Origin of the sequence: Allotabrizicola aquatica (SeqCode) (assembly GCF_965194375.1) — a bacterium.
In the GTDB taxonomy this organism is placed as follows: domain Bacteria; phylum Pseudomonadota; class Alphaproteobacteria; order Rhodobacterales; family Rhodobacteraceae; genus Tabrizicola_A; species Tabrizicola_A aquatica.
This window is the reverse complement of sequence record NZ_CBDAEL010000002.1, coordinates 1-24011: the sequence shown is the minus strand read 5'-3', so window position 1 is coordinate 24011 and position 24011 is coordinate 1. Positions and strand designations below refer to the sequence as shown.

Sequence of the window (24011 nt, the reverse complement as noted above, 5' to 3'; positions counted from 1 at the left end):
CTTAAACCCCACGCTGCCTGATACGCCACAGAAGTGCTGCTGTCATCACCGCCCAGACGGCAGCCAGCAAGAACCATGTGATGGCATATCCCCAATGGTCATTGGGTATAGTCGAAGTATTCACCGGCACAGGCGTGATCCCGTCACCAGTTGGTTCACGCGCGACAATTAATGTCGGTTCCGTATTCAGCTTGGCCGCCATGGCAGGAACGTCACGGGCGAACCACAACCCAGTCTTGGTATCGGGCGGCGGGGTCGAGGAGGTCGCGTCAATCGGCCAATGCAGGTTGCCAACCACGCGGGTCGCCCCGGCCTCGTGCGGCAATCCCCGCGCCTCCTCTTCGATGAACCCGCGATCCACCAGAATCCGACGACCATCCGCGGCCTCAAAGGCCTCAATCACCAGAACACCGGGGCTTGCGCCCTTGATCCCGAACAAAACCTCAATCACCTCACCGCTGAACTGCCCGTCGACCACCACCGGCCGGAACTTGTCTACAGCTGGATCGGGCGATGCCATCAAGGGCACTGGCGCCTCATGGATCATCGCCTCGATCTCGGCCAGAACCCCGGCCTTCCAGTGCATCCGCTGTACCTGCCAGATGCCCAAACTGATCAGCACCGCACATCCGGCAAGGCCCATCAGAATCGGGAAGAACATCTTACGCAGCATCAAAGCCTCCAAAAGCAAGACGCGGGCCAGATGACCCGCGCCGCGCAAAGTTGCAAGATGGGGTTACTGACCCCAGACGTAGACGGCGGCGAACAGGAACAGCCAGACCACGTCCACAAAGTGCCAGTACCAAGCGGCAGCTTCGAAACCGACATGCTTTTCGGGGGTGAAATGCCCCTTATAGACGCGGATCAAGCAGACCAGCAGGAAGATGGTGCCGACCAGAACGTGGAAGCCGTGGAAGCCCGTGGCCATGAAGAAGTTGGCGCCGTAGATGTTGCCAGCAAAGCCAAAGCCTGCGTGGCTGTATTCATAGGCTTGGAAGAAGGTGAAGATCACCCCCAAGATGACCGCCAAAATCAGCCCATGCTTCAGGTCGCGGCGGTTGTTCTCATGCACCAAGGCGTGGTGCGCCCAAGTCGCCGCGCAGCCCGACAGCAAAAGGATCAGCGTGTTGATCAGGGGCAGGTGCCAAGGGTCAAACGTGGTGATGCCTTCGGGCGGCCACACGCCGTCAATCGCGGGCGACAAGGGACCCATCGGGTAAAGCGCATGCTTGAAGAACGACCAGAACCATGCCGAGAAGAACATGATTTCCGACATGATGAACAGGATGAACCCGTAGCGCAGGCCAAGGCGGACAACTGGGGTGTGATCGCCCACCTGGCTTTCACGCACCACCTCGGACCACCAGGCGAACATGACATAGAGCACGCCGACGAACCCGATGAGGAACATCCAAGGGGCGCTGCCCTTCATCCACAAAGTCGCGCCAAACAGCATGACAAAAGCCGAGACAGACCCAAGGAAGGGCCAGATCGACGGCGGCAAGATATGGTAATCGTGGTTCTTGGCGTGGGCCATGGGCGTTCCCTCGTGTTTTCTTCTTGTCTCAGTTTTCCACTGTCGCAGAAGGCGTGACAGCCGGGCCAGTCAAGCCCGCCTGCTGCTCTGGCAGTGGTGTTTGGTGAAAGGTGTAGGACAGCGTGATTTCCGGAATACCGGCGGCTTCAGCGTTGTCGAGCATGGTGGGGTCCACATAGAAGGACACCGGCATCACAACCCGTTCGCCGGGTTGCAAGACCTGCTCAGTAAAGCAGAAGCATTCGATCTTAATGAAATAGCCACCCGCCTGATCGGGGGCGACGTTATAGCTCGCAGTGCCAGCGATGGGCCGGCTCGTCGGGTTATAGGCCTCATAAAAGGCCAGCCCGTTTTCGCCGAGGCGGACCGTCATGGTATGCTGCTGCGGCTTGAACTCCCAAGGCATGTCAATCGCCGTTGAAGCGTCAAAGCGGATCAACACCGTCTGGTCAAGGATCTGGTCCGGTGCCGCCGCGGCAACACCCGTGGTGCCACCAAAGCCGGTGACGCGGCAGAACCAGTCATAAAATGGCACCGCAGCAAAAGACAGGCCCAGCATGGTGCAGGCCACGGCCACAAGCCAGACTGCGGTCTTCTTCTGCGGGCTCAGTGTCGGCGTCATGGCTGGCTCGCCCCGGTTGCGGGTTGCACAAGGGTGCCGGTGTTTTTCTTCGCATCATCGGCATGCGGGCGGGCGCCTTGGGTCACCTTGACCACTGTCAGCGCGAAGACCAAGACGACAAAGCCGACCAGAACCAAGCCCAATCCCAGATTCCGCCCAAAGCGGCGGTGATGCATCTCATGTTCCACCCGCAAGGCCATGGCGTCAGACCCCCATCGCGCGCAGCGCGGCATCGGCCAAGAGCGCGACGAACAGCAAGAACAGATACAAAAGCGAGAAGCGGAAGACAGACTTTTCCACACGGTAGCGGTCGCCTTCGGCCACCGCTTCATCGCGCCGCCAAATCGACCAAGCCCCGCGCAGGAACATCAGGTTCAAAATCACCGCGGCCACCATGTAGACCGGGCCACCAATCGAGGTGAAGGCCAGCGCCATCGAGAAGGGCACGAGCAGAACCGTGTACCACCAGACATGGGCACGCGTCGATTTGCGGCCATGGGTTTCGGTCAGCATTGGCACCTTCGCGTCGCCGTAGTCCGACTTCATGAACAAGGCCAGTGCCCAGAAATGCGGCGGTGTCCACATGAAGATCAGCATGAACATCAAGAACGCTTCGACCGAGACAGAGCCCGTCGCGGCGACCCAACCAATCATTGGAGGAAATGCGCCAGCGGCACCACCGATCACGATGTTCTGCGGCGTGATCCGTTTCAGCCAGACCGAGTAGACGACGACATAAAAGAAGATGGTGAAGGCCAAGAGTGCCGCCGCGATCAGGTTGGTGGCCAAGGCCAACATCACCACCGAAATACCTGACAGCGCCAGACCAATCGCCAGCGCCTCACCGGGCTGGACCCGGCCCGAAGGAATGGGACGGCTTTGGGTGCGGCGCATCACCGCGTCAATATCGGCATCCCACCACATGTTCAGCGCGCCCGAAGCCCCGCCGCCCAGCGCGATGAACAAAATGGCTGTGAAGGCTTCGACCGGATGCAGGGAAACCGGGGCAACCAAAAGGCCCACGAGTGCCGTGAACACCACCAGCGACATCACGCGCGGCTTCAACAGCTGCACATAGTCACCAAAGCGGGCCTCGTAGCTGCCCTCAAAAGACCGGATATCGGTCATCTCTGCCTAACTTCCTTCTGGGAGAGACGCGGCCCGCATCCGGGCCTCGCTCATGCCTTAATCGTAGAACTTAGTTCGACGCCAGTTGCAGATTGCCGGCCTTCGCGGCTTCAACCCACTTTGCATAAGCCTCTTCCGACACGACCTTAACGGTGATCGGCATGTAGGCGTGGTCCTTGCCGCAAATTTCCGAGCACTGACCGAAATAGATGCCTTCTTTGTCGGCCTTGAACCACAGCTGTGCCAGACGGCCGGGAACGGCGTCCTGCATCACGCCAAAGGCCGGCACTTTCCAAGCATGGATCACGTCCGAAGCGGTGACCTGCACCACAATGGTCTTGCCGACAGGAACCACGACAGCGGTGTCAGTCGCCAAGAGATAGAGGCTGTCATCATAGCCGTTCGCGGCAAGGTCTTCGCGCGCCAGCATGAAGCTGTCAAACGCGATGCCATCTTCGGGGTATTCATAGGACCAGAACCACTGGTTGCCGGTCGCCTTGATGGTGATATCGGCCTGAACTTGTTTGAAATCCTGCTGCTTGAACAGTTCGGGAAGCGAGAAAGACCCGATGAACACCAAGATCAAAACCGGGATCAGCGTCCATGCCACTTCCAGCGGCGAGTTGTGGGTAAAGCGGGCCGGCGTCGGGTTGGCGCGACGGTTGTAGCGCACGATCACATAGATCAAGAGCCCGGTCACAAGCACAGTCACCAAGAAGATGATGATGTTGATCATGTGATCAAGGTTTTGCGCACCTTGGGCCAATTCGGTTGAAGCGGGCTGAAAGCCCGTGCCCTTGGGCGTCGGCGCCCCGATAACCTCAAGCGACTGCGCGTAAGCGGCCGTTGAGAAAAGTCCACCAAGCCCCGTAGCGGCGAGACCAGCGCGTGAGATGAGCTGACGCATATTCGATTCCCGTTTCGTCTGGCGGCATTGCGCCCTATTGTCAGGCCTGCCCGAAGCGTGGGCAGAATCCCGTTGATTATGCGCAAGGTGAAACCACATTGAACGCATTATCTCAAGTGAAACCGTGCTACAAAGCGGCGCGAATTGACACAGGTCAAGGACGCTCCCGCGAAAGGCCCCGATGACTGACGCCCCTTTCCGACCCTTCGAGACGCAACTTGACGAAAAGACAGCGCTTTCTGTGCTGCGCGCAGCCCTGTCCGGGGCCGAGGATGGCGAACTTTACCTTGAACGCAAACGCTCTGAGGCAATCGTTTTGGACGATGGCCGCATCAAGACAGCCAGCTATGACGCCTCCGAAGGCTTTGGCCTGCGCGCCGTCAAGGGCGAGGTGGCTGGCTATGCCCATTCCACCGAAATCAGCGAAAAGGCCTTGCGCCGGGCCTCGGAAACGGCCCGCCTCGCGGTGGGGGATGGTGGCGGGGTGCTGGCAACTGCGCCCAAGGGCACCAATGCCCGGCTTTACTCCGATGCTGACCCGATGGCGGATGCAAGCTTTGCCGCCAAGATCGATGTGCTGAAAGAGATTGACGCCTATGCCCGCGCCATGGACCGCCGCGTGGTGCAGGTCTCGGCGACCATATCAGCGGGGCTGCAAGAGGTGGAAATCCTGCGCCCCGAAGGAATGCGGCTGGCCGACATCCGCCCGATGGCGCGGCTGAATGTCGCAGTGATCGTCGAAGAGAACGGCCGTCGCGAACAAGGCGGCACCGGCGGCGGCGGGCGCTATGGGCTGGCCCGGCTTTTGGAACCCGGCCACTGGAAACCCCTGTTGCACGAGGCGCTGCGCATTGCCCTTGTGAACCTTGGCGCCACACCGGCACCCGCAGGCATGATGGATGTGGTCCTTGGCCCGGGCTGGCCCGGCATCTTGTTGCACGAGGCGATCGGCCACGGGCTAGAGGGTGACTTCAACCGCAAGAAAACCTCAGCCTTTTGCGGCCTGATGGGCCAGATGATCGCCGCCCCCGGTGTGACAGTGCTGGACGACGGCACCCTGCCCGACCGGCGCGGCTCGATCTCGGTCGATGACGAAGGCACGCCCTCGGCTCGCAATGTGCTGATCGAGGACGGGCGTTTGGTGGGCTATATGCAAGACCGCCAGAATGCGCGGCTGATGGGGGTTGCCCCCACGGGCAACGGACGACGCGAAAGCTTTGCCCATATCCCCATGCCACGCATGACGAACACCTATATGCTGGGCGGTAAGGATGACCCGGGGGGCATCGTGGCCAGCCTGAAAGACGGCATCTATGCGGTGGGCTTTGGCGGTGGTCAGGTTGACATCACCAACGGCAAGTTCGTGTTCTCCTGCACCGAAGCCTACCGCGTTCGCGGCGGCAAGGTGGGTGAGGCGGTCAAGGGCGCGACCTTGATCGGCGACGGTGCCACCGCACTGCGCCAGATCCGCGCCATCGGCAATGACATGGCGCTCGACCCCGGCATCGGCAATTGCGGCAAGGCGGGCCAATGGGTGCCTGTGGGTGTCGGCCAACCGACCTTGCTTATCGGCGGGCTGACGGTCGGCGGCCAAGGCGGTTAAGGGCTGCGCCTGTTGCCGATGTCGGCTGCCTCCGGCGGGAGTATTTGAGCCAAGATGAAAGGATTTGCGCCTTTCAAAATACTCCGCAGGGGGTGAGGGCCGAAGGCCCGAGGGGGGCGCGCAGCCCCCCTGCTTCAGCGCCCGAACTTGCCCTTCAAGGCATCGGCAAAGGCGTTGGAGCCGCCTGACGGCCCAGCCGATTTGGGCGCAGCGCTTGTTGGCAAGGGCTTGGCACCGCGCGGACTCGGCGTTCCTGATTGCGCCGGCCGTTCGCGCGCAGCCTCGCGCGCTTCGCCCGTGTCGCGTTTCATGGAAAGCGCAATCCGCTTGCGCGGCACATCCACCTCAACCACGCGCACCTTCACCACATCGCCTGCCTTCACCACCTGATGCGGGTCTTTGACAAATCTGTCGGACAGCTGGCTGACATGCACCAGCCCATCCTGATGCACGCCCACGTCAACAAAGGCGCCAAAGGCCGCGACGTTGGTCACCGTGCCTTCGAGCATCATGCCGGGGCGCAAGTCTTTGATATCTTCGATCCCGTCGGCAAAGGTCGCGGTCTTGAAACTGGGGCGCGGGTCGCGGCCGGGCTTTTCCAGTTCCGCCAGAATGTCGCGCACCGTCGGCAGGCCAAAGCGGTCATCGACAAAGCTTGCCGGGTTCACCCCTTTCAGCGCCGCGCTGTCGCCCATCAGGCTGCGAATGTCGCGGCCACAGGCGGCGACGATTTTGCGCGCGAGATCATAGGCTTCAGGGTGGACCGATGAGGCGTCCAGGGGTTCCTTGCCGCCCGCAATGCGCAAGAAGCCTGCGGCCTGCTCAAAGGCTTTCGGCCCCAGACGCGCGACCTTCAACAGATCACGCCGCGTGGCGAAGGGGCCGTGTTCGTCGCGGTGCGCCACAATGCTTTCGGCCAGCGTCGGGCCGACACCCGAGACGCGGGCCAGAAGTGGGGCTGAGGCGGTGTTCAGATCCACGCCCACCGCGTTCACCGCGTCTTCCACCACCGCCTCAAGACTGCGCGCCAGCCGGTGTTGGTCGACATCATGCTGATACTGGCCAACGCCGATGGATTTCGGCTCGATCTTCACCAGTTCCGCCAAGGGGTCTTGCAAGCGGCGCGCAATCGACACCGCGCCGCGCAAGGAGACGTCGAGATGAGGAAACTCCTTGGCCGCCAATTCGCTGGCCGAATAGACTGAGGCGCCAGCCTCAGAGACGATGACTTTGACCGGCTTTTCGCCGCTCGTGACATGGGCCAAAAGATCTGCGACCAGTTTCTCCGTCTCGCGGCTGGCGGTGCCATTGCCGATGGCAATCAGCTTGACCCCATGCTTGCCGATCAGCTGCGCCAAAGCCACCTGAGCGCCGCGCAGATCGTTTTTGGGCTGGAACGGATAGACCGTATCCGTGGCCAGAACCTTGCCGGTGGCATCCACAACCGCCACCTTCACCCCGGTGCGGATGCCCGGATCAAGCCCCATAGTCGCCTTGCCGCCCGCAGGCGCGGCCAAAAGCAAATCCTTAAGATTGCGGGCAAAGACGTTGATCGCCTCGGCCTCAGCCCGCTCGCGCATCTCGCCCATCAGATCCAGCGTCAGCGAGGTCTTAAGCTTGACCCGCCAAGCCCAAGCCGCCGCCTCGCGCAGCCAGACATCGCCAGCCCCGCGCCCGGTGGCCGCAAGATGCGCCGCCGCCGCGCGTTCGGAGGGGCTTTCGCCGCGCGTCGCCTCGGCATCCACCGCCAGATCCAGCGTTAGAACGCCCTCATTCTGGCCGCGCAGCATGGCAAGAATCCGGTGGCTTGGGGCAGAGGTCCAAGGCTCGTCATGGGCAAAATAGTCGGAGAACTTCGCCCCTTCCGCCTCTTTGCCCGCCACCACCTTGGCCTGCAAGCGGCCGACCTGCTTCATGTGGCTGCGCAAGCGCCCCAAAAGCTCGGCACTTTCCGACAGCCCCTCGGCCAGAATGTCCCGTGCGCCCTCAAGGGCTGTCTTGGCGTCCGGCACAGCTTCGGTGACATAGGCTGCCGCCAAAGCCGCCGGATCGGCGCTGCGGTCAGCCAAGATCGCCTCATGCAGCGGTTGCAGTCCGTTCTCGCGCGCGATCATCGCCTTTGTGCGGCGCTTGGGCTTGAAGGGCAGGTAGATATCCTCCAACTCGGCCTTGGTGGACGCCTTGGCCAGCACCATTGCCAAAGCCTCAGTCATCTTGCCCTGTTCGGTGATGGACCCCACGATGGCTGCCCGCCGTGCTTCCATCTCGCGCAGGTAGACCAGCCGCTCGGCCAAGGTCCGCAATTGGGTGTCGTCCAGCCCGCCCGTCGCCTCTTTGCGATAGCGCGCGATAAAGGGGACAGTGGACCCTTCATCCAAAAGCGCAATGGCCGCCTGCACCTGCGCGGCCCCAGCCCCTATTTCGGCGGCGATTACATGGGGAAGACGGGCCAAAGCGGCGGCGGTGGGGGTGGTCATGCGATTCCTCAACTCTTGGCGACACAATCTATGGGGAGGCAGACCTTACCGCCCCCCAGGGGCAGGGCCAAGGGCCTGTGATCGTGTCGCAGCCACCCAAAGGGCGGCGTGGCGGAGTGCATGTCATGGGAGTGATGGTACCGACGCCCCGGCTCGAACGGGGGACCCCTAGATCCACAATCTAGTGCTCTAACCAACTGAGCTACGTCGGCACTCGAGGGGCCGTTTACCCCCCCGCCCCCGCAAGCGCAAGAGGGGAATCGCCGCAAACACGCTTGCGCCAGCCCCCCCAAACGCGCTAGGCCGATAGGGCAGAGACGGAGCATCCCATGGGCATCGACACGCCAAGCGACATCGCCGCCGACATCCAGATCGGACCCACCGATTTGGGCATGGTGCGGATTTATATCGCCGCTGAAGGCGGGATCGAACTGCCGTTGGATTTTGACCCCGACGAGGCCGAAGAAATCGCCGAGGAACTGCGCGCTGCCGCCCAAGTGGCGCGCGAGATGGGCGACAAGCCCCGCAAACGCTGACCCCCCTCTCCTAGGGCGCCTGCGGCGTCTCGTCGAGGGCCCCACAACGAGCGACGCAGTCGACGAGGCGTTAGACGATCAACCCCGCCACACCGGGATCGCGGTAGGCATGCAGGCGGCTTGCGGCATGACGGGCGAATTTCTGCAGCATCACCTTGCGCCGGGCCGGTGCCAGCGGTGTTTCGGGTGACATGCGGATGATTTCGGCATCATAGGCATCGGCCAGCATCAAGCCTGATCCGTCGGGCAACAGCTCCACCGGAAAATCGCCGCCCACCGCCCAGAAAAACCGATCACACCATTCCAGATAACCCTGCCATTTCTGGTCAGCCCGAAAATCAGCGCGGCTGGATTTGCATTCCACAATCCAGACCTCGCCCTTCGGTCCCAAGGCCATGACATCGACCCGCAAGCCGGGGGTGGGCACCAATTCCTCGATACAGACAAAGTCGAACTGCCGCAGCGCGCGGGCCACCCCGCGCTGGAGGCGCTGGCCGGGCATGAGGCGGGCAAGGTCATCTGGGGGCGGGGCGGGTTGGTCCATGGTGAAAACATGAACCAAAGGTGAACAAATGGCAAGGGTTGCGATAAGCTCTCTAGAGGCCTATCTAAAGAGGTGGCGGGTGCTGCTCTTCGCGTGTGGGTCAACTTTTCCAGTGGCCGATAAGCAAGCGAACGGGGGCTGGCTCTGGCAGGATCCTGGTCCTGTTACCTGGCGCCCACCTGAGACCTCTGGCTCTCGGGAAAAACCCCGACCTCACGGTCGCTGCGGGCCCGCCACCTTTAGATTTTGCGCTTGGGCGTTGCGGTTGCGCGCACCCGAACTGGAATCGCACCGGGAATGGGGCCGCCCAGATCGGGCATCAACCGCTCGCGCAGCCCACCCGAGGGCGGGGCGTCGGGGTCGGCCAGCATCATCACGGCAATGGCAAACTGCACCCCAGCAAAGACAATGCCTTGGAACACGAAGACCATGGCAGCGGCCACCAGCCCCATGTCAGAGCCAAAGATCAGATGGCGCAGCCCGGCCACGTCCAGCCACAGCATTAGGCCCAGAAACACCGCCGACAGACCAAAGCCGATGGCAACGGACCGGATATAGAGGGCAATGAGTTTTGGCATGGCATTTCTCCTGATGACAGAAGGGATGCTAGCACCCTGCCCGTCTGGGAAAAGTCCCAAATTGCCGCAGGCTACTGGATCGGCTGAACAAAGCGCATCTCATGACCGCCACCTGTCAGGATCAGCAGGCCGGGCTTTTCTTCGGCCTTTGTGATGCCGCTAAGGATCGCAAAGAACGTGCCCTCGCCTTCCAGATGCGCACAGGCCATTTCAGTGGCGGCCAGCGCGCCGACCTTAAAGCTGTCACCGTCCCGCGACAAAGGCCCGAAATAGCGGTTGCAAGGCGCTTGGCCCACAATGCGCCCGGGCTCGCCCAGATTGAGCGTTGCCGACCAATCGGGGCGCTTGCCGTCAACTTCGGTCACATTCCAATCCATCTTGGATGAATCCAGCGCAAGGGCGGTGTCATCGGCGCTGACGACGCAAGCCGAAAGCGCAAGGGCGGCGAAAAGGACGAGGTGTTTCATGGCTCAGGTCTCCTTTGGCCATAAGATGTATGGCAAGAGACAAACCTTCGCGGCAGGGGAAAAAACCCTGAAACCCCTCATGAACCCTTCGGCATGCCTCGGATCAGCGCATGACGAGAGCACGACGTGAACGAGGAGAAGCGGGTTTCAGAACGTCGGGATCAAAAGGCTTCAGGCCGCGCTTCGCGGGCCATGTGGTCCAAAACGGCATTGACGAATTTCGGCTCTTTGCCATCGGGGAAGAACGCCTTGGCCACGTCGACATATTCAGTGATCGCCACCTTGGGCGGCGTCACCATATCCACCAATTCGGCCCCGGCCGCGCGGAAGAGCGCGCGCAACACCGGATCGATTCGGTCAATCGGCCATGCCGCCACCAGCGCTCGGTCGGTCATCTGGTCGATCTTGGCCTGCCAGTTGACCGCCTTGTCCACCACCTCGCGGAAATGGTCCACATCGCCCTCGGCGAACTCGCCCTCATCATAGGTCGCGCCAAACCGATGGGTCTCGAACTCGCGGCACACGGCTTGCACCGTTTGCGCCGAGCTTTCCATCTGGAACAGGGCCTGCACGGCATAAAGCCGCGAGGCTGATTTCATTTGCCGTTTGTCAGGGCGGGTCATGGGCGGAACCCCATACCGCCCCGATCGCCCGCGGCCCATGCCCGCGAGAGCGCGATCAGATGCAGAGCCGCCGCCGCCGCGCCGCCGCCCTTGTTCTGGCCCGCCACTTCGGCCCGAACCAAGGCTTGCTCGCGGTTTTCCACGGTCAGGATGCCATTGCCGATGCAAGCCCCCTGCAGGCCCAAAAGCGTGATCGCCCGGCTGCTGTCATTGCACACGGTGTCATAATGCGTGGTCTCGCCGCGAATGACGCAGCCCAAGGCGACATAGCCATCATATTTGGCCATGCGCTCTGCCAGACCAATCGCCGTCGGCACCTCCAAAGCGCCCGGCACTTCAACCAAATCCACCTCGGCCCCACAAGCCGCCGCAACACCGCGGGCGCCGGCAACCAGCTGATCCGTGATGTCCTTGTAATAGGGTGCTACCACGATCAAGAGCTTGACCGGCTTGGAAAAGCTCGGCAGCGGGAGGGTATAGTGCTGTTCACTGGCCGCCATGGCTCAACCCTCGATCCGGCGGGTGCCGGCAATGGTCAACCCATAAGCTTCCAGACCGACAACCTTGGGCGCAGCGGAATTGGTCACCAGCGTGATATCCGTCAGGCCCAGCGCCGACAGGATCTGCGCCCCAAGCCCATACTGCCGCAGGGTTTGCGGGCTGGCCTCGCCCTCTTCGACCATCTTCATCGATGTGTCGCGCAACAGGACGACGGCACCCCGGCCCTCAGCAGCGATCACCCGCATGGCGCCCTGAAGGTCGCCCACATGCGCCCCACCGATGCCCAAAACATCCTCCAACGGGTTCAACTGATGCACCCGCGCCAGAACCGGCCCCTTGCCCGACAGATCGCCCTTGGTCAGCACAATATGCTCGGAACCTTGCGTCTCGTCGGCAAAGACCCGCATCAGCCAGTCGCCGCCATAGACCGACTGCACCCGCTTCACAGCATTCTCGCGCACCAGATTGTCATGGCGACGGCGATAGGCGATCAGATCGGAAATCGTACCGATCTTTAGACCATGCTTTTGGGCAAAGACCACCAGATCGGGCAGACGCGCCATGGTGCCATCATCATTCATGATCTCGCAGATCACGCCACTGGCGTTCAGCCCCGCCAGACGGCTGACGTCCACCGCCGCCTCGGTATGGCCTGCGCGCACCAGCACGCCACCATCACGGGCACGCAGGGGGAAGATATGCCCCGGCGTCGCAATGTCCGCGGCCCCTTTGGAAGGATCAATCGCCACCGACACCGTGCGCGCCCGGTCAGCCGCCGAAATGCCGGTCGACACGCCCTCGCGCGCCTCGATCGACAGCGTAAAAGCGGTTTCATGGCGCGACGAATTCTTCGGGCTCATCAGGGGCAAGCCCAGCGCATCGATCCGCGCGGCGGGCATCGCCAGACAGATCAGGCCACGCCCGTGGGTCGCCATAAAGTTGATGGCCTGCGGCGTGCACATCTGTGCCGGGATCACCAGATCGCCTTCATTCTCGCGGTCCTCATGGTCCACCAGAATGAACATGCGCCCGTTGCGGGCGTCCTCGATGATCTCCTCGGTCGAGGAGATGACATCCGAATAATCTGTCTTGGTCATGATGGGTCCGCGCGCAACCTGAGTCTCTGGCCCAGCCATTAGCCTGCCCGCGCGCCAAAGGCCAGAGAGAGGGGCTCACTCAATCACGCGGAACCCAAATGATATCTGTGTGAGGGTTCCTGCCAACATCGCGCGGTTGCGCGAAGATCAGCCCCAATCACGCAGCCGCGCGACATAGCGCGCCATGGTGTCCACTTCGAGGTTGATCTTGTCACCCAAGGCCACCTCGCCCCATGTCGTGACCTTTTGAGTATGGGGAATAAAGTTGATGCCGAAATCGCGGCCCTCCACCTCGTTCACCGTCAGGCTGGTGCCATTCAGCGCAACCGAGCCCTTGGGCGCGATGAATTTGGCCAAGGCTTCGGGCGCACGGAAGGTGACGCGCAGGCTGTCGCCCTCAGGGCGCACGCCGACCACTTCAGCCACGCCATCGACATGGCCCGAGACGATATGCCCGCCAAGTTCGTCCCCCACCTTCAGCGCCCGTTCAAGGTTCAGACGCCTGCCAACCTTCCAATCGGTCAGGTTGGTTTTCGACACGGTCTCGGCGCTGATTTCCACGTCAAACCAATTGCGCGGCGAAGTGCCCAGCGCGATCACGGTCAAGCAGACGCCTTCGCAGGCGATCGAAGCGCCAATGTCGATGCGGCTGGTGTCATAACCGGTGCCGATCCGGGCGCGCAAATCACCCTTCTGCTCCAGCTCCAGAACCTCGCCCATATCGGTGACAATGCCGGTGAACATCTACGTTTCTCCTTTGCCCCATGGGTAGCCGCGCAGGCCTGCGCCCGCAACCCTGCCCGCAGCGAAACATAGCGCGCGCTTGCGATCCGGCAAAACCCGCGCAGGACGCCTCAAATTTGCCGCGGTTGTTTCTTATCTGCTAAGAGTTACGAGTTATTCCCCTTTACCGGGCCACCTGCATGGGGGCTTTGGCGGGGTAAAAGGTCATTTCATGCGGCTGTCGGGTCAAGATCGTCGGTTTTTGTTTCTGCAAGGTCCGCATGGGCCTTATTTCCATGCTTTGGGCCGGATGCTGGAACGTGCCGGCGCGCAGGTCTGGCGGGTGGGCTTCAACCGGGGCGACCGCGCCTTTTGGCCCTCGGCCAATTACATTGCCTTCAAGGGCCGTCAGGAGGAGTGGCCCACCGCCATTCGCGCGCTCTTGGCCGACCGCGCGATCACGGATGTCGTGCTTTACGGCGACACCCGGTTGATCCACGCCGAAGCTGTGCGCGCCGCGCATGCGGCTGGCGTTCAGGTGCATGTGTTCGAAGAAGGGTATTTGCGGCCCTATTGGGTGACCTATGAGCGCGGCGGCTCGAACGGCCATTCGCGGCTGATGGACACCTCAGTGCCGCAAATGCAGGCGGCGCTGGCGCAACTGGACATGGACCTGCCCGACGCCCCCGCCCGCTGGGGAGACATGCGCCAGCATGTGTCCTGGGGGGCCTTGTATCACTGGTTCGTGCTGACCGGGTTTTGGGATTACCGCAACTTCCGCCCGCACCGCAAACTGACCGTAGGGCAGGAATTCCTGCTCTACTGCAAGCGCCTTGCGCTGATGCCCTTTCACCGGTGGGAGCGGATGCTGGCCACCTTTCGCATCAAGCATGGCGGCTTTCCCTATCATCTGGTGCTGTTGCAGCTGGAACATGACGCAAGCTTTCAGATGCATTCGCCCTTTTCCACCATGACCGAGTTTCTGGAACTGGTGATGGAGGGCTTTGCCAAAGGTGCCGCCCCGCATCATCACATCGTGTTCAAGGCGCATCCCCTAGAAGATGGCCGCGTGCCTGTGGCCCGTGAAATTCGTCGTTTGGCGCGGCTGCACGGGGTGCAGAACAGGGTGCATTTCGTGCGCGGCGGCAAGCTGGCGCAGCTTTTGAACCATGCGCGCAGCGCAGTTACGGTGAATTCCACCGCAGGCCAACAGGTTCTGTGGCGCGGCTTGCCGCTGAAAACCTTTGGCGCGGCGGTCTATGCCAAGCCTGAGTTTGTCTCGACTCAAAGCTTGACCGATTTCTTCACCTGGCCGACCCGCCCCGACAGCCGCGCCTACCGCGATTATCGCCACTATCTGCTGGAAACCAGCCAGATTGCGGGGGGGTTTTACTCCTCCCAAGGGCGTCGTGAGTTGTTGCGACAGGTCGTCGACATGATGCTGCAGGCGGAGGATCCCTATGACGCGCTCAGCTCAGGGAAAGCGGCACCAAGGCAACAGTTGCGGCTGGTGACGTAGGATTTTTGAAAGACAATTGGAATTTCAGCCGCCTTTCTGTAGGTTTGCAGTCAAAATTTGAGGCAAACTCCAATTAAAGGAGCCCGAGCAGTGAGTGTTTTCAGATCAAGGGGGGCGACGGCCCTGGCCCTTGTCGCGGTTGTTGGGCTTGTGGCCGCGTGCGGCTTGCCCCGTTCAGGGCCGAACAAGAGAGAAATTTTCAGTGGGTCCGTGCTGAAGCAGGGCGATGCTTTTGTCGTGACTGTGAACAGCCGCGTCACCAGCGCCACCGCTGTGACACCGGCCTTTGGCTTTTCCAGCAGCTTTCGCAATGCAGGCCCATTGGGGTCTGACGTGATTTCGCCCGGCGATGTCTTGGGCATCACGGTGTTCGAGAACGTCAAGGATGACCCGCTGTTGGGCAATACCGGGCAACGGGTTTCGGCACTGACCGAAATTCAGGTCGACGGCCAAGGCTTCATCTTTGTGCCCTATGCCGGCAAGATCAAGGCGGCGGGGCAGTCGCCCGATGGCTTGCGCGAGATCATTACCAAAAAGCTGGACACCCAGACTCCCGACCCGCAGGTGCAGATCCAGCGGCTGGCGGGCGATGGGTCGACTGTGACAGTGGCCGGGTTTGCCGGCGCGCAAGGCGTGTTCCCGATTGAACGGCCCACCCGCACGCTGAACGCGATGCTGGCCAAGGCTGGCGGTGTGGCGATTGAGCCGGAAACCGCGATCATCCGGGTGACGCGCGGCAATCATGCCGGCAAGGTCTGGGCGATGGATCTCTATTCCAACCCCGACCTCGACATCGCGCTGCGGCCCGGTGACATCATCACCGTCGAGCGTGACGCCCGCGCCTTTACCGCGCTTGGGGCCACCGGCAGCCAAAGCCGGGTTCCGTTTGAAACCGAAACGCTCTCGGCGATTGAGGCGATTGCCATCGTGGGCGGCTTGAACACCTCGACCGCCGACCCGACGGGCGTCTTCGTGTTCCGCAACGAGCCTGCCGAGATTGCCAATGCCGTTCTGGGCCGCAAGGATCTGCAGGGCGATCAGCGCATGATATATGTGCTGGATCTGACCCAACCCACGGGCATGTTCGAGGCTCGCGACTTTTTGGTGCGCGATGGTGACACGGTTTACGTGACCGAAGCGCCCTTCGTGCAATGGCAAAAGACGCTGACCGCGATCACCGGCACCAGCGGCGCGGCGGATACGCTGGCGACAAGCGCAACGGGCGGCTGAGCGGGCCTTGTCGGGCCACTCCGATACCACCACAGCCGCCGAGGGTCATGTCCCCCGGCGGCTGTGTTATTTCAACGCGGGCTTTCTGCGCCAACCCCGCCTGCGGCGCATCCTGCAGCTGGCCGGGCATGAGTTGCGCCTTGGCTTGCCCGGTCCCGAAGATGGCGTGGTGGTCTGGGGCCGTTCACCCTATGCCGCGCGGGGCGAGGCGGTGGCGGCGCGGCGCGGCGTGCCGGTTGTGCGGGTGGAAGATGCCTTCCTTCGCTCATTGCGGCCCGGACGCATGGGCGATCCGCCCTTAGGTCTGATGCTTGACGGGCTGGGTGTGCACTTCGATGCCAGCCAACCTTCGACATTGGAGCGCATCCTGATGCGCGAACCCTTTGACAATTCGAACATGATGATCCGTGCACGGGACGGAATAGCCCGGATTCAGTCACTAAACTTATCTAAATACAACATTCATCACGATTCCGCCCCCCTGCCCCGCGCAGGCTTTGTTCTGGTCATTGACCAGACACGCGGCGATGCCTCGATCACCCATTCCGGCGCCAGCGCCCAGACTTTTGCCGAAATGCTGGTCATGGCGCATGAGGAAAATCCCGGCGCGCGGATCGTGATCAAGTCGCATCCTGAAACCGCGCTTGGCCTGCGGGCGGGCCATTACGGGCCAGAAAACCTGTCCGACCGGGTCAGCCTGTGCACTGATCCAGTTTCGCCTTGGGCACTGCTGCAAGGCGCGGTGGCGGTCTACACCGTCTCGTCCCAAATGGGGTTCGAGGCGATCCTTGCAGGTCACAAGCCCCATATGTTCGGCCAGCCCTTCTACGCTGGTTGGGGCCTGACCCAAGACCGCAGCCCCCCGGCCCGTCGCGGCCGCAGCCTGTCACGCGCCCAGCTTTTCGCGGGGGCGATGATCCTTGCACCCACATGGTATGACCCCTGCCGCGACCGGCTGTGCAGTTTTGAAGAGGCGGTTGACCAGTTGGAAGCGGAAACCCGCGCCTTCCGCGAGGACCGGGCGGGCTATGTCGCCTTCGGCATGCGCGCTTGGAAACGGGGGCGGCTGCAAGAGGTGTTTGGCCGCGAAACCCCACTGCTCTTTGCCAAGACCGCGGCACAGGCCCAGCGGCGCACCGACGAAACAGCACGCAAGATCTTGGTTTGGGCGGGCAAGGAAGCGGCCGAACTGGCCGCCCCTGGCCTTGCCCTGAGGGTTGAGGATGGTTTTTTGCGCTCCCGTGGTCTTGGGGCCGATCTGGTGCCGCCCTTGTCGCTCGTCACGGATGATCTCGGCATTTACTATGACCCAAACCGCGAAAGCCGGTTGGAGCGGCTCATCTTGGCCCCCTTGCCGCCCGGTGGGCGCGCCCGGGCCGAAGCGCTTTTGGCGCGGATCCTTGCGGCGGGTGTGACGAAATACAATCTGGCGACCGACCCGCTGCCCGATCTGGGCCAAGGACGGCGGATTTTGGTGGTGGGGCAGGTCGAAGACGACGCCTCAATCCGGCTGGGGACAGGGCCAGTTTGCACCAATCTTGGTCTGTTGACCGCCGCAACCCAAGCCAACCCCGGCGCGCGGCTGATCTACAAGCCACATCCAGATGTGGAAAGCGGCCTGCGACCGGGTCAGATTTCCGACCAAGATCTGGCCGGGCTGGCCGATGTGGTGGCGCGCCGCGCCGATCCCTTGTCACTGATCGCGGCCTGTGATGAGGTTTGGACGATGACCTCGCTTCTGGGATTTGAGGCGCTGATCCGTGGCAAGCCGGTCACCTGTCTTGGCGCACCGTTCTACGCAGGCTGGGGCCTGACGCGCGATTTGGGCACCCTGCCCGACCGCCGCCGCTATGCCGCCGACGGCCACCCCCTGCCCCGGCCAGAGCTGCTCCAACTGGTCCATGCCGCCCTGATCGCCTATCCGCGCTATTTCGACCCCGTCAGCCGCCGCCCCTGCCCGCCGGAGGTGGTGTTGGAACGCCTGACCACGGGCGAGATTGCCCGCCCCGGGTTTGGCCTGCGGATCTTGTCGAAACTGCAGGGACAGCTCGCCAGCCACGCCCATCTGTGGCGCTAAAGCTCAGATGTCATCGCCTTGCAGCGCCAGCCCAAAGGCCCGGCCCAGATCGTGGGAAATCTCGTCAAACAGCGCATCATAGGCCTGAAACATCGCTGCATTCACCCGCTGCCCGGCCGGCGTCTTGGAAAAGGCGATATAGGCCTGCAGATCGGCGTCGCTAAGCGGCTGATAGGCCAGCGTCAGGAAGGGAAACACCCAGCCCACCATCTCGTCCCGCACCTCGGGCTCGGTCGCCCAGACCTGTGCCAACATATCGGCCTCGGGCAAAGCAAATTCTTCAACCCCGCTGTCAGCGAGGCCCCGCAGAAAAGAGAGATTGGCGTTCAAAGCCCCCATGACATTGGACTCGACAAGGTCATTGACGCTGACAAACATGTCGATCATCGCCTGCCGTTCAGGGTTTGCTTCCGCCAGATCGGCATAGGCGCGCTCCGCCGCAGCCTCGACCGCCTCGTCCTGCAAAGCCATGCGCGCGGCCAGTTCCAAAGAAAGGGCCCGCTCGCCGATGGGCGAGGCAAAAAACGCTGTGGCGGCCTCCACGGTCTCGCCCTCGTCAGCAAGGCTTTGGGCGAAGGTTTGGTTGAAAATCGCCTCCATATGGGCTGGATCATAGATCCGAGACAGGGCGGCAGACCACAAAGGATCCTCAGCGCCGCGCGGCAGATCGCTGGCCAGATCGGCACCGCTGGCCATACCCTCCTCGCGCAGGACTTGCATGACTTCACGCACCTTGAGGGCAAGGCTTAACTCAAGCACCGGCGCGGGAATCACGGCCGACTGAGCGGGCTTGCCCTCCGGCGTCACGGCCTGCGCCGCCACCTGCACCGAGCCAAGAACCGCCCAGAGCCCAAAGGCCGCCGCACACGCCACAGATCCCAACCGCCACATCGCTTGACCTTTCCTGAACGGGCAAACACCCGCATCCTGCATAGCAGGTAAGTGCCGGGCTGGCCCGTGCCAATCCCATGGCCACTCAGAGCACCAAGTTTCGTTGGATTGGGGCTTGCAAGCCCTTTCAGTCCCGGCTAAATCCCCCGCCACGATCCCTACCGCGGAGAGGTGGCAGAGTGGTCGAATGCGGCGGTCTCGAAAACCGTTGTCGGTTTGCGCCGACCCAGGGTTCGAATCCCTGTCTCTCCGCCATTTACCATTGAAATTAAAAGAATATTTTTCGATTATTGGAATTGTTACCATAATAGCTCCACTTCACAGCCGAGCCTACGAGTTAAGTAGCTGGCTCCGCCCTTGCGTGACCTCACTGCGCTGGTCCTTACCAATATCGAGCCCCGCGGTATCTGCTCTTCTAGCTGCGCAAGCATGTTAACCTGGTAAAGGCCACGAGCTTTATCCAAACACGGGTCCCTTCGGGCCAAATGACCTTGGTCCTTGGACCCCGGCCCACCCCCGGGGGGGGCTGAAACGGCCCCCGCCTTCTTGAGGGACAGCTACAGATGCTGGATCAAGCCAAGCAGCCAGCACGGATTTCATTCGTGCACCTCGTTGGGCTTGGCCCGCGAGACAGTGCAGTCACGCGCGGGTCCCTTGGGGCCAAATGACCTCGGTCCTTGGGCCTCGGGCCACCCCCCGGGGGGGCTGAAACGGCCTCCGCCTTCTTGAGGGACAGCCACAGATGCTGGATCGGCAAACTCAAAGGCCGGCAGTTCTGTTCCGTTGGAAGAACCCGACCCGGCGGTTCGCAACCTAGTCGCGCCGATGGTTTGTGGACCCGGGTTGTGTCAACGGGGACGGATGACATCGCCCAGCCGCACCTCGCCGTCCTGTTCGACGGAGCAGAACAGGCCGCGCAGGCGCAGGTCCAAGCCTTCGGGGGTTGTCACCCAATCAAAGGCGTCTCGTCCGCAGCGCACTTTCCATTTCACGCAGCCGTCGTTCGGCTCTTGGCTGACGCGAAGCACGGCGGTACCGACGGACAGCAGGCTGCCCGTCGGTATGTTCGTTGTCGACAGGTCCATGTCGACGGCGATGTTGTCGCCCGGATGTGCGACGCGGTCGCGTTCGCGCCAGCACAGGTCAAGCACCCGCCATGGCATGATGGACACCTGAATCTGCGGATCGGGGCTGCCATCGGGCAGTTCCAGCCAAGGGCGCGTCATTTCGAAATCGCCCACCACGCCTGCCACGCGTGTCAGGGTCAGCACTTCGGGGAACGTCCGCACATTCGGCTTGGGCCGGAGACACAGAAGGCGCACCATCCCCGCATCACGCGGGGCCGCAAGGACCGAAGGCAGGTGCGCCGCCAGCTCGGTCGCGGTGACTGGGTTTTCCGGGCTGTTGGTCATTGCTGTGCCTCCAAAGCGTGAATTGGTGCGGCGTGCAGGTGGGCGTGCCGGGCATCACAACTGAAACAGGGCTGCGTTGCCGCTTGTGCGGTGGCGGGCGGGCTGTTTGTGCCCAGAACCTGAACCGCAATCCCAAGCGCAGCGATCAGGCCCACCAGTGCCACAAGCACCCATCCGCGCCGCACCCCGGTCATTCCGCTGCCTTTGACCAAACTGCCGGAGCAATCAGGCCAACATCAACTTTGTCATGCGGCATCGGCAGGTCGATATCGACGGAGGCGTCCAATTCTTGCGCATAGCGATGTCCGGCATAAGTCGCCGCTGCAATGATCGCGGGCGCCTCGCAATCGCCGATGCGGGCCAGCGTGAAGGGCAGGTCTGTGTGGTTGCCCACCGCATCATAGCGCAGGGCTGTGTATAGGTCGTCGACCGGCGCGCGCTGGCCGACCACCACAAGTCCGTGCGCAGGCAGGGTCATTTTGCGGTTGAAATGGACACAGGCCAGTGTGACCACCTCTCCGTCGAACCACGACAACCCTTGCGCGGTCACAAGCTCGATGCCTTGGGACATCAGATGCCCCGGCACACGCCAGCCTTCGCCAGTGTGGTCCGCCCAGGATGAGACCTGATGGTCGGGGGTCACCAGCGTGACCGCCAGCCCCGCAGACCTTAGCCGTTCAGCGATGACCCCGCCCATGTAATAGCCGTCAGCGTCGTAGACCACGACCGGGCCTTCGGGCAGGTGGCCGTCCATGATGTCATCGGGGGTAAACACGGGCGTATCCTCGTCTGCAATCGGCTCAAACCGCTTGCCTGTGAAAATGTCGCGTCGCCAGCGGGCTCCGGTGGCAATGACCACATGGTCGGCGCCGAAGTCGTGGATATCTTCCGCCGTCAGGCGGCTTTCGCGAAACACCTCGACATTCGCCATCTTGGCGATCTGGCCTTCGCGCCAATCACGCACGCGGATGTATTCGCGCATTCCCGGCAGGGCTGCCTCGCGCACGACGCGCCCGCCCAGCACGCGTCCCGCCTCGGCCAGTGCCACGCGATACCCCCTAGCGCCCAACGCCCGCGTGGCCTCGAGGCCTGCGGGACCTGCGCCGACCACCAGCACAAGGCTGTCAGACCCGCGCGGTGTGGCCCGGTCCGGGTGCCAACCCTTGCGCCATTCTTCTCCCATTGTCGGGTTCTGGGTGCAGCGGATCGGCACCGACAGGCTGTCGCCAGAATAGCAGACATTGCAGCCGATGCATTCGCGGATATCCTCGATCCGGCCTTCTTCGATCTTTTTCGGGATGAACGGGTCAGCGATGGAAGGGCGGGCCGCCCCAATCAGGTCGGTCAGCCCGGATTTGACCCAGCGAGCCATCGTGTCGGGCGAGGTGAAGCGGCCCACGGTGACCACAGGTTTTGTCGTCTGCGTCTTAACCCAGTGCATGTAGGGCTCAAGTGAGCCTTCCTTGACGAAGCGCGAGGCGCCCATTTCCAGTGAGTAATCGGAAATGTTGATGTCCCAAAGGTCGGGCATTTCGGCCATCATGGCGAACATCTCTTGCCTCTCGCCAAGAATGGGCTGCCCGTCCTCACCCACTTTGGCATCAGCCGCAAAGCGCACGGCCACGGCGCAGCGGTCGCCGACGGCGTCTTTCGTCTCAGCGATCAGTTCGCGGATAAGGCGCGTGCGGTTTTCCAGAGACCCGCCGTATTCGTCCGAGCGCGTGTTCGCCTCTGGGTCAAGAAAATGCGACAGCAGATAGCCGTGCGTGGCATAGACGTAGACGATGTCGAACTCGGCGGCTTTCGCACGGAGGGCAGCGTTTCGGTGCCAACGGCGCAGGTTGCGGATATCCTCCTTGTCCATTGCGCGGCTTTGGAACGGGTGGCCCACGCCATTCGGGCGGCTAGCCACATCCATCGACACAAGCCGCGTGGCGATATTGGCGCTGCGGCTGCCCGAGAACCAGAGTTCCGCCCCGGCCAGCGCGCCATGGGCATGGACCTTGTCGGTCATCAGTCGGTGGTTGCGCACATCGGTGTCGTCCCACAGCGTGGCCGAGATGTGGAGCTGGTCATCAGATGCCGGATGGATCGAACAGTATTCGGTATTGACCACGCCCCAGCCGCCTTCAGCCTTGACCCCCCGCATTTCGGCCAGCGTGCGCGGACGCACCCAGCCCATGCCGGTGCAATGCGGCACCTGATAAAAGCGGTTCTTCGTTGTCACCGGGCCAAGGCGGACCGGTTCGAACAGGATGTCATATCGCGGATCACGCGTTGAACTGGGGGCCATGTGTCATGTCCTTTGTGCTGTGTGTCCGTCGTCGAATGGTATCAGGCGAGCTGTTGAAGACTACACACCCCGCTCCGCAAGCATCAATTTTCGACTTTTTCGTTGAAGGGCCACCCAAAAGCCAAGCTTATAGCCATCTTCAATGTGCCCTGCGGGCACCCGGCAGTGACCCTCGCGCGTCTTAAACTGTTCAAGTTTTGCGAAACCGGCGTCCCATTCGTCGGCAACTGGGTCCCACACAAAGCCGATATCGTTAAGCCGCTTGAATCTGTCAGGTGTCATTCGCTATGTCCTCTGTAGGTCCACTATGCATTGCAATCGAGCCGCTTATGGGGGCGACGCGAGGGCAAAAGTGAGATCACTCCTCGGGTGTCGACTAAGCAAACACCTGTTGGTGAGGGTCCGTCAAGCTCTGACCTTATGCCATTCCCGGTGCCCCTCTACGCCGTACATTCGCGCTTTCAATTCGCTAACACTTGGGTAACTCGACGAAGGCCCCTTTCAACGTGGGGGTTCAGCGGCCGGTAGGCATGTGTCCGTCATCGAATGATTTTGACGCGAATGAACTACTCTCATCCGCAAGCGATTGTTGGTGCCTGGTTATCCAACCTCGGGTCCCTTCGGGCCAAAAAACCTTGGTCCTTGGACCCCGGCCCACCCCCGGGGGGGGGCTGAAACGGCCCCCGCCTTATTGAGGGACAGCCACAGATGCTAGATCAAGCCAAGCAGCCAGCATGAATTTCATTCGTGCACCTCGTTGGGCTTTGCTCGTGACATAATGCAGCCACGTACGGGTCCCTTGGGGCCAAAGGACCTCGGTTCTTGGGCCTTAAGAACGGGAGGGCTGAAACGGCAATTCGATCCGAGCAACACAAAGCCGGCTAGAAATTGGAAAAATGAAAGTTCGGGAAAACATGATCGACGCTTGCACTTTAGCAATCCTGCTGTCACAGGAGATTTAAATTCACATACGTGAATATTTCTTATCCTAAGTTAGAAATAGATCCCAAATGAAATTCAGCGCATGTTCGGAGCAATTCCACCAGAAAAACCGAGCGCAAGATGATGCGAGCTCTGCATTATGCCTAACCAGTGAAGCTGATGGCTGAGCTACTCCCCGAAAATCGGACAGTGACGGAAGCTACGATCTGACGTCTGCTGGTCTCCAAGAACGAGGAGATCAGAACATGAAGAAACGCAGGAACCATGACGCGGCGTTCAAGGCGCGTGTTGCGTTAGAGGCGCT

Annotated in this window: 24 protein-coding genes and 2 tRNA genes; 6 read left to right on the top strand and 20 right to left on the bottom strand. The window is 61.9% G+C overall.

The window, feature by feature from the left end; all coding sequences use genetic code 11:
* Position 1 precedes the first annotated feature (1 nt).
* The 6 genes from AC72UB_RS02835 to coxB all read right to left on the bottom strand — a co-directional run bounded on the left by AC72UB_RS02835 (position 2) and on the right by coxB (position 4194).
* The gene (locus tag AC72UB_RS02835) at positions 2-673 is read right to left on the bottom strand and encodes an SURF1 family protein (protein WP_505188427.1); all 672 of its coding nucleotides are present in this window, start codon (positions 671-673) and stop codon (positions 2-4) included.
* Positions 674-736: 63 nt separating this feature from the next.
* Positions 737-1537, bottom strand: a complete 801-nt coding sequence (locus tag AC72UB_RS02830) for a cytochrome c oxidase subunit 3 (RefSeq protein ID WP_505188426.1) — start codon at positions 1535-1537, stop codon at positions 737-739.
* 28 nt (positions 1538-1565) lie between these two features.
* Positions 1566-2159 (bottom strand): cytochrome c oxidase assembly protein, encoded by a 594-nt coding sequence (locus AC72UB_RS02825; protein ID WP_463289856.1) that lies wholly within the window; start codon positions 2157-2159, stop codon positions 1566-1568.
* Positions 2156-2359: a cytochrome c oxidase system small membrane protein gene (locus AC72UB_RS02820; RefSeq protein ID WP_463289855.1), complete on the bottom strand. Its 204-nt coding sequence runs from the start codon at positions 2357-2359 to the stop codon at positions 2156-2158. Before AC72UB_RS02820 ends, AC72UB_RS02825 begins: the two co-directional genes overlap by 4 nt.
* Positions 2360-2363: 4 nt before the next feature.
* The gene (gene cyoE, locus AC72UB_RS02815; RefSeq protein WP_505188425.1) at positions 2364-3287 is read right to left on the bottom strand and encodes a heme o synthase; all 924 of its coding nucleotides are present in this window, start codon (positions 3285-3287) and stop codon (positions 2364-2366) included.
* 70 nt (positions 3288-3357) lie between these two features.
* Positions 3358-4194 (bottom strand): cytochrome c oxidase subunit II, encoded by an 837-nt coding sequence (coxB, locus tag AC72UB_RS02810; protein WP_505188424.1) that lies wholly within the window; start codon positions 4192-4194, stop codon positions 3358-3360.
* Between the two features lie 181 nt (positions 4195-4375).
* Here coxB and tldD point away from each other — a divergent pair, with 181 nt between their 5' ends.
* Positions 4376-5797: a metalloprotease TldD gene (gene tldD, locus AC72UB_RS02805; RefSeq protein WP_505188423.1), complete on the top strand. Its 1422-nt coding sequence runs from the start codon at positions 4376-4378 to the stop codon at positions 5795-5797.
* Between the two features lie 134 nt (positions 5798-5931).
* On the opposite strand, the gene AC72UB_RS02800 is transcribed toward tldD, so the two are convergent.
* The gene (locus AC72UB_RS02800) at positions 5932-8274 is read right to left on the bottom strand and encodes a Tex family protein (protein WP_505188422.1); all 2343 of its coding nucleotides are present in this window, start codon (positions 8272-8274) and stop codon (positions 5932-5934) included.
* 135 nt (positions 8275-8409) lie between these two features.
* Positions 8410-8486, bottom strand: a tRNA-His gene (locus tag AC72UB_RS02795).
* A 117-nt stretch (positions 8487-8603) separates the two neighbouring features.
* Between AC72UB_RS02795 and AC72UB_RS02790 the strand changes: the two genes are divergently transcribed.
* Positions 8604-8810 carry a DUF6324 family protein gene (locus tag AC72UB_RS02790; RefSeq protein WP_463289850.1) on the top strand — a complete coding sequence of 69 codons (207 nt, stop codon included), beginning with the start codon at positions 8604-8606 and terminating at the stop codon, positions 8808-8810.
* Between the two features lie 70 nt (positions 8811-8880).
* Here AC72UB_RS02790 and AC72UB_RS02785 read toward each other — a convergent pair whose 3' ends face one another.
* From AC72UB_RS02785 to AC72UB_RS02755, 7 genes are all read right to left on the bottom strand, one after another.
* Positions 8881-9354 (bottom strand): MmcB family DNA repair protein, encoded by a 474-nt coding sequence (locus AC72UB_RS02785; protein ID WP_463289849.1) that lies wholly within the window; start codon positions 9352-9354, stop codon positions 8881-8883.
* Between the two features lie 239 nt (positions 9355-9593).
* The gene (locus tag AC72UB_RS02780) at positions 9594-9932 is read right to left on the bottom strand and encodes a hypothetical protein (RefSeq protein WP_505188421.1); all 339 of its coding nucleotides are present in this window, start codon (positions 9930-9932) and stop codon (positions 9594-9596) included.
* Between the two features lie 71 nt (positions 9933-10003).
* Positions 10004-10399: an META domain-containing protein gene (locus tag AC72UB_RS02775; protein ID WP_505188420.1), complete on the bottom strand. Its 396-nt coding sequence runs from the start codon at positions 10397-10399 to the stop codon at positions 10004-10006.
* Positions 10400-10560: 161 nt separating this feature from the next.
* A complete protein-coding gene (gene nusB, locus AC72UB_RS02770) occupies positions 10561-11022 on the bottom strand; it encodes a transcription antitermination factor NusB (RefSeq protein ID WP_505188419.1) in 462 nt (153 codons plus the stop codon).
* Positions 11019-11522: a 6,7-dimethyl-8-ribityllumazine synthase gene (locus tag AC72UB_RS02765; protein WP_463289845.1), complete on the bottom strand. Its 504-nt coding sequence runs from the start codon at positions 11520-11522 to the stop codon at positions 11019-11021. Before AC72UB_RS02765 ends, nusB begins: the two co-directional genes overlap by 4 nt.
* Before the next feature lie 3 nt (positions 11523-11525).
* Entirely contained in the window at positions 11526-12620 is a 1095-nt protein-coding gene (gene ribB, locus AC72UB_RS02760) for a 3,4-dihydroxy-2-butanone-4-phosphate synthase (protein ID WP_505188418.1), read from the bottom strand.
* A gap of 147 nt (positions 12621-12767) precedes the next feature.
* Entirely contained in the window at positions 12768-13364 is a 597-nt protein-coding gene (locus AC72UB_RS02755; protein WP_505188417.1) for a riboflavin synthase, read from the bottom strand.
* 211 nt (positions 13365-13575) lie between these two features.
* On the opposite strand from AC72UB_RS02755, the gene AC72UB_RS02750 reads away from it, so the two are divergent.
* From AC72UB_RS02750 to AC72UB_RS02740, 3 genes are read left to right on the top strand one after another with little or no spacing between them, the layout of a single operon-like run.
* Positions 13576-14862 (top strand): capsule polysaccharide biogenesis protein, encoded by a 1287-nt coding sequence (locus AC72UB_RS02750; protein ID WP_505188416.1) that lies wholly within the window; start codon positions 13576-13578, stop codon positions 14860-14862.
* A 57-nt stretch (positions 14863-14919) separates the two neighbouring features.
* On the top strand, positions 14920-16092 hold the full coding sequence (locus AC72UB_RS02745) for a polysaccharide biosynthesis/export family protein (protein ID WP_505188415.1): 1173 nt from the start codon (positions 14920-14922) through the stop codon (positions 16090-16092).
* Positions 16093-16099: 7 nt separating this feature from the next.
* Complete coding sequence (locus AC72UB_RS02740) at positions 16100-18169, top strand: capsule polysaccharide biogenesis protein (RefSeq protein ID WP_505188414.1); 2070 nt, start codon at positions 16100-16102, stop codon at positions 18167-18169.
* Positions 18170-18172: 3 nt separating this feature from the next.
* On the opposite strand, the gene AC72UB_RS02735 is transcribed toward AC72UB_RS02740, so the two are convergent.
* A complete protein-coding gene (locus tag AC72UB_RS02735; RefSeq protein WP_505188413.1) occupies positions 18173-19051 on the bottom strand; it encodes a hypothetical protein in 879 nt (292 codons plus the stop codon).
* A gap of 174 nt (positions 19052-19225) precedes the next feature.
* Here AC72UB_RS02735 and AC72UB_RS02730 point away from each other — a divergent pair.
* Positions 19226-19315, top strand: a tRNA-Ser gene (locus tag AC72UB_RS02730).
* A gap of 593 nt (positions 19316-19908) precedes the next feature.
* Here AC72UB_RS02730 and AC72UB_RS02725 read toward each other — a convergent pair.
* From AC72UB_RS02725 to AC72UB_RS02710, 4 genes are read right to left on the bottom strand one after another with little or no spacing between them, the layout of a single operon-like run.
* Entirely contained in the window at positions 19909-20472 is a 564-nt protein-coding gene (locus AC72UB_RS02725; RefSeq protein WP_505188412.1) for an MOSC domain-containing protein, read from the bottom strand.
* Positions 20469-20666 carry a hypothetical protein gene (locus tag AC72UB_RS02720; RefSeq protein ID WP_505188411.1) on the bottom strand — a complete coding sequence of 66 codons (198 nt, stop codon included), beginning with the start codon at positions 20664-20666 and terminating at the stop codon, positions 20469-20471. Before AC72UB_RS02720 ends, AC72UB_RS02725 begins: the two co-directional genes overlap by 4 nt.
* On the bottom strand, positions 20663-22765 hold the full coding sequence (locus AC72UB_RS02715; RefSeq protein WP_505188410.1) for an oxidoreductase: 2103 nt from the start codon (positions 22763-22765) through the stop codon (positions 20663-20665). The genes AC72UB_RS02720 and AC72UB_RS02715 overlap by 4 nt, the downstream gene beginning before the upstream one ends.
* A 60-nt stretch (positions 22766-22825) precedes the next feature.
* On the bottom strand, positions 22826-23047 hold the full coding sequence (locus AC72UB_RS02710) for a helicase associated domain-containing protein (RefSeq protein ID WP_505188409.1): 222 nt from the start codon (positions 23045-23047) through the stop codon (positions 22826-22828).
* Positions 23048-24011: the final 964 nt, after the last annotated feature.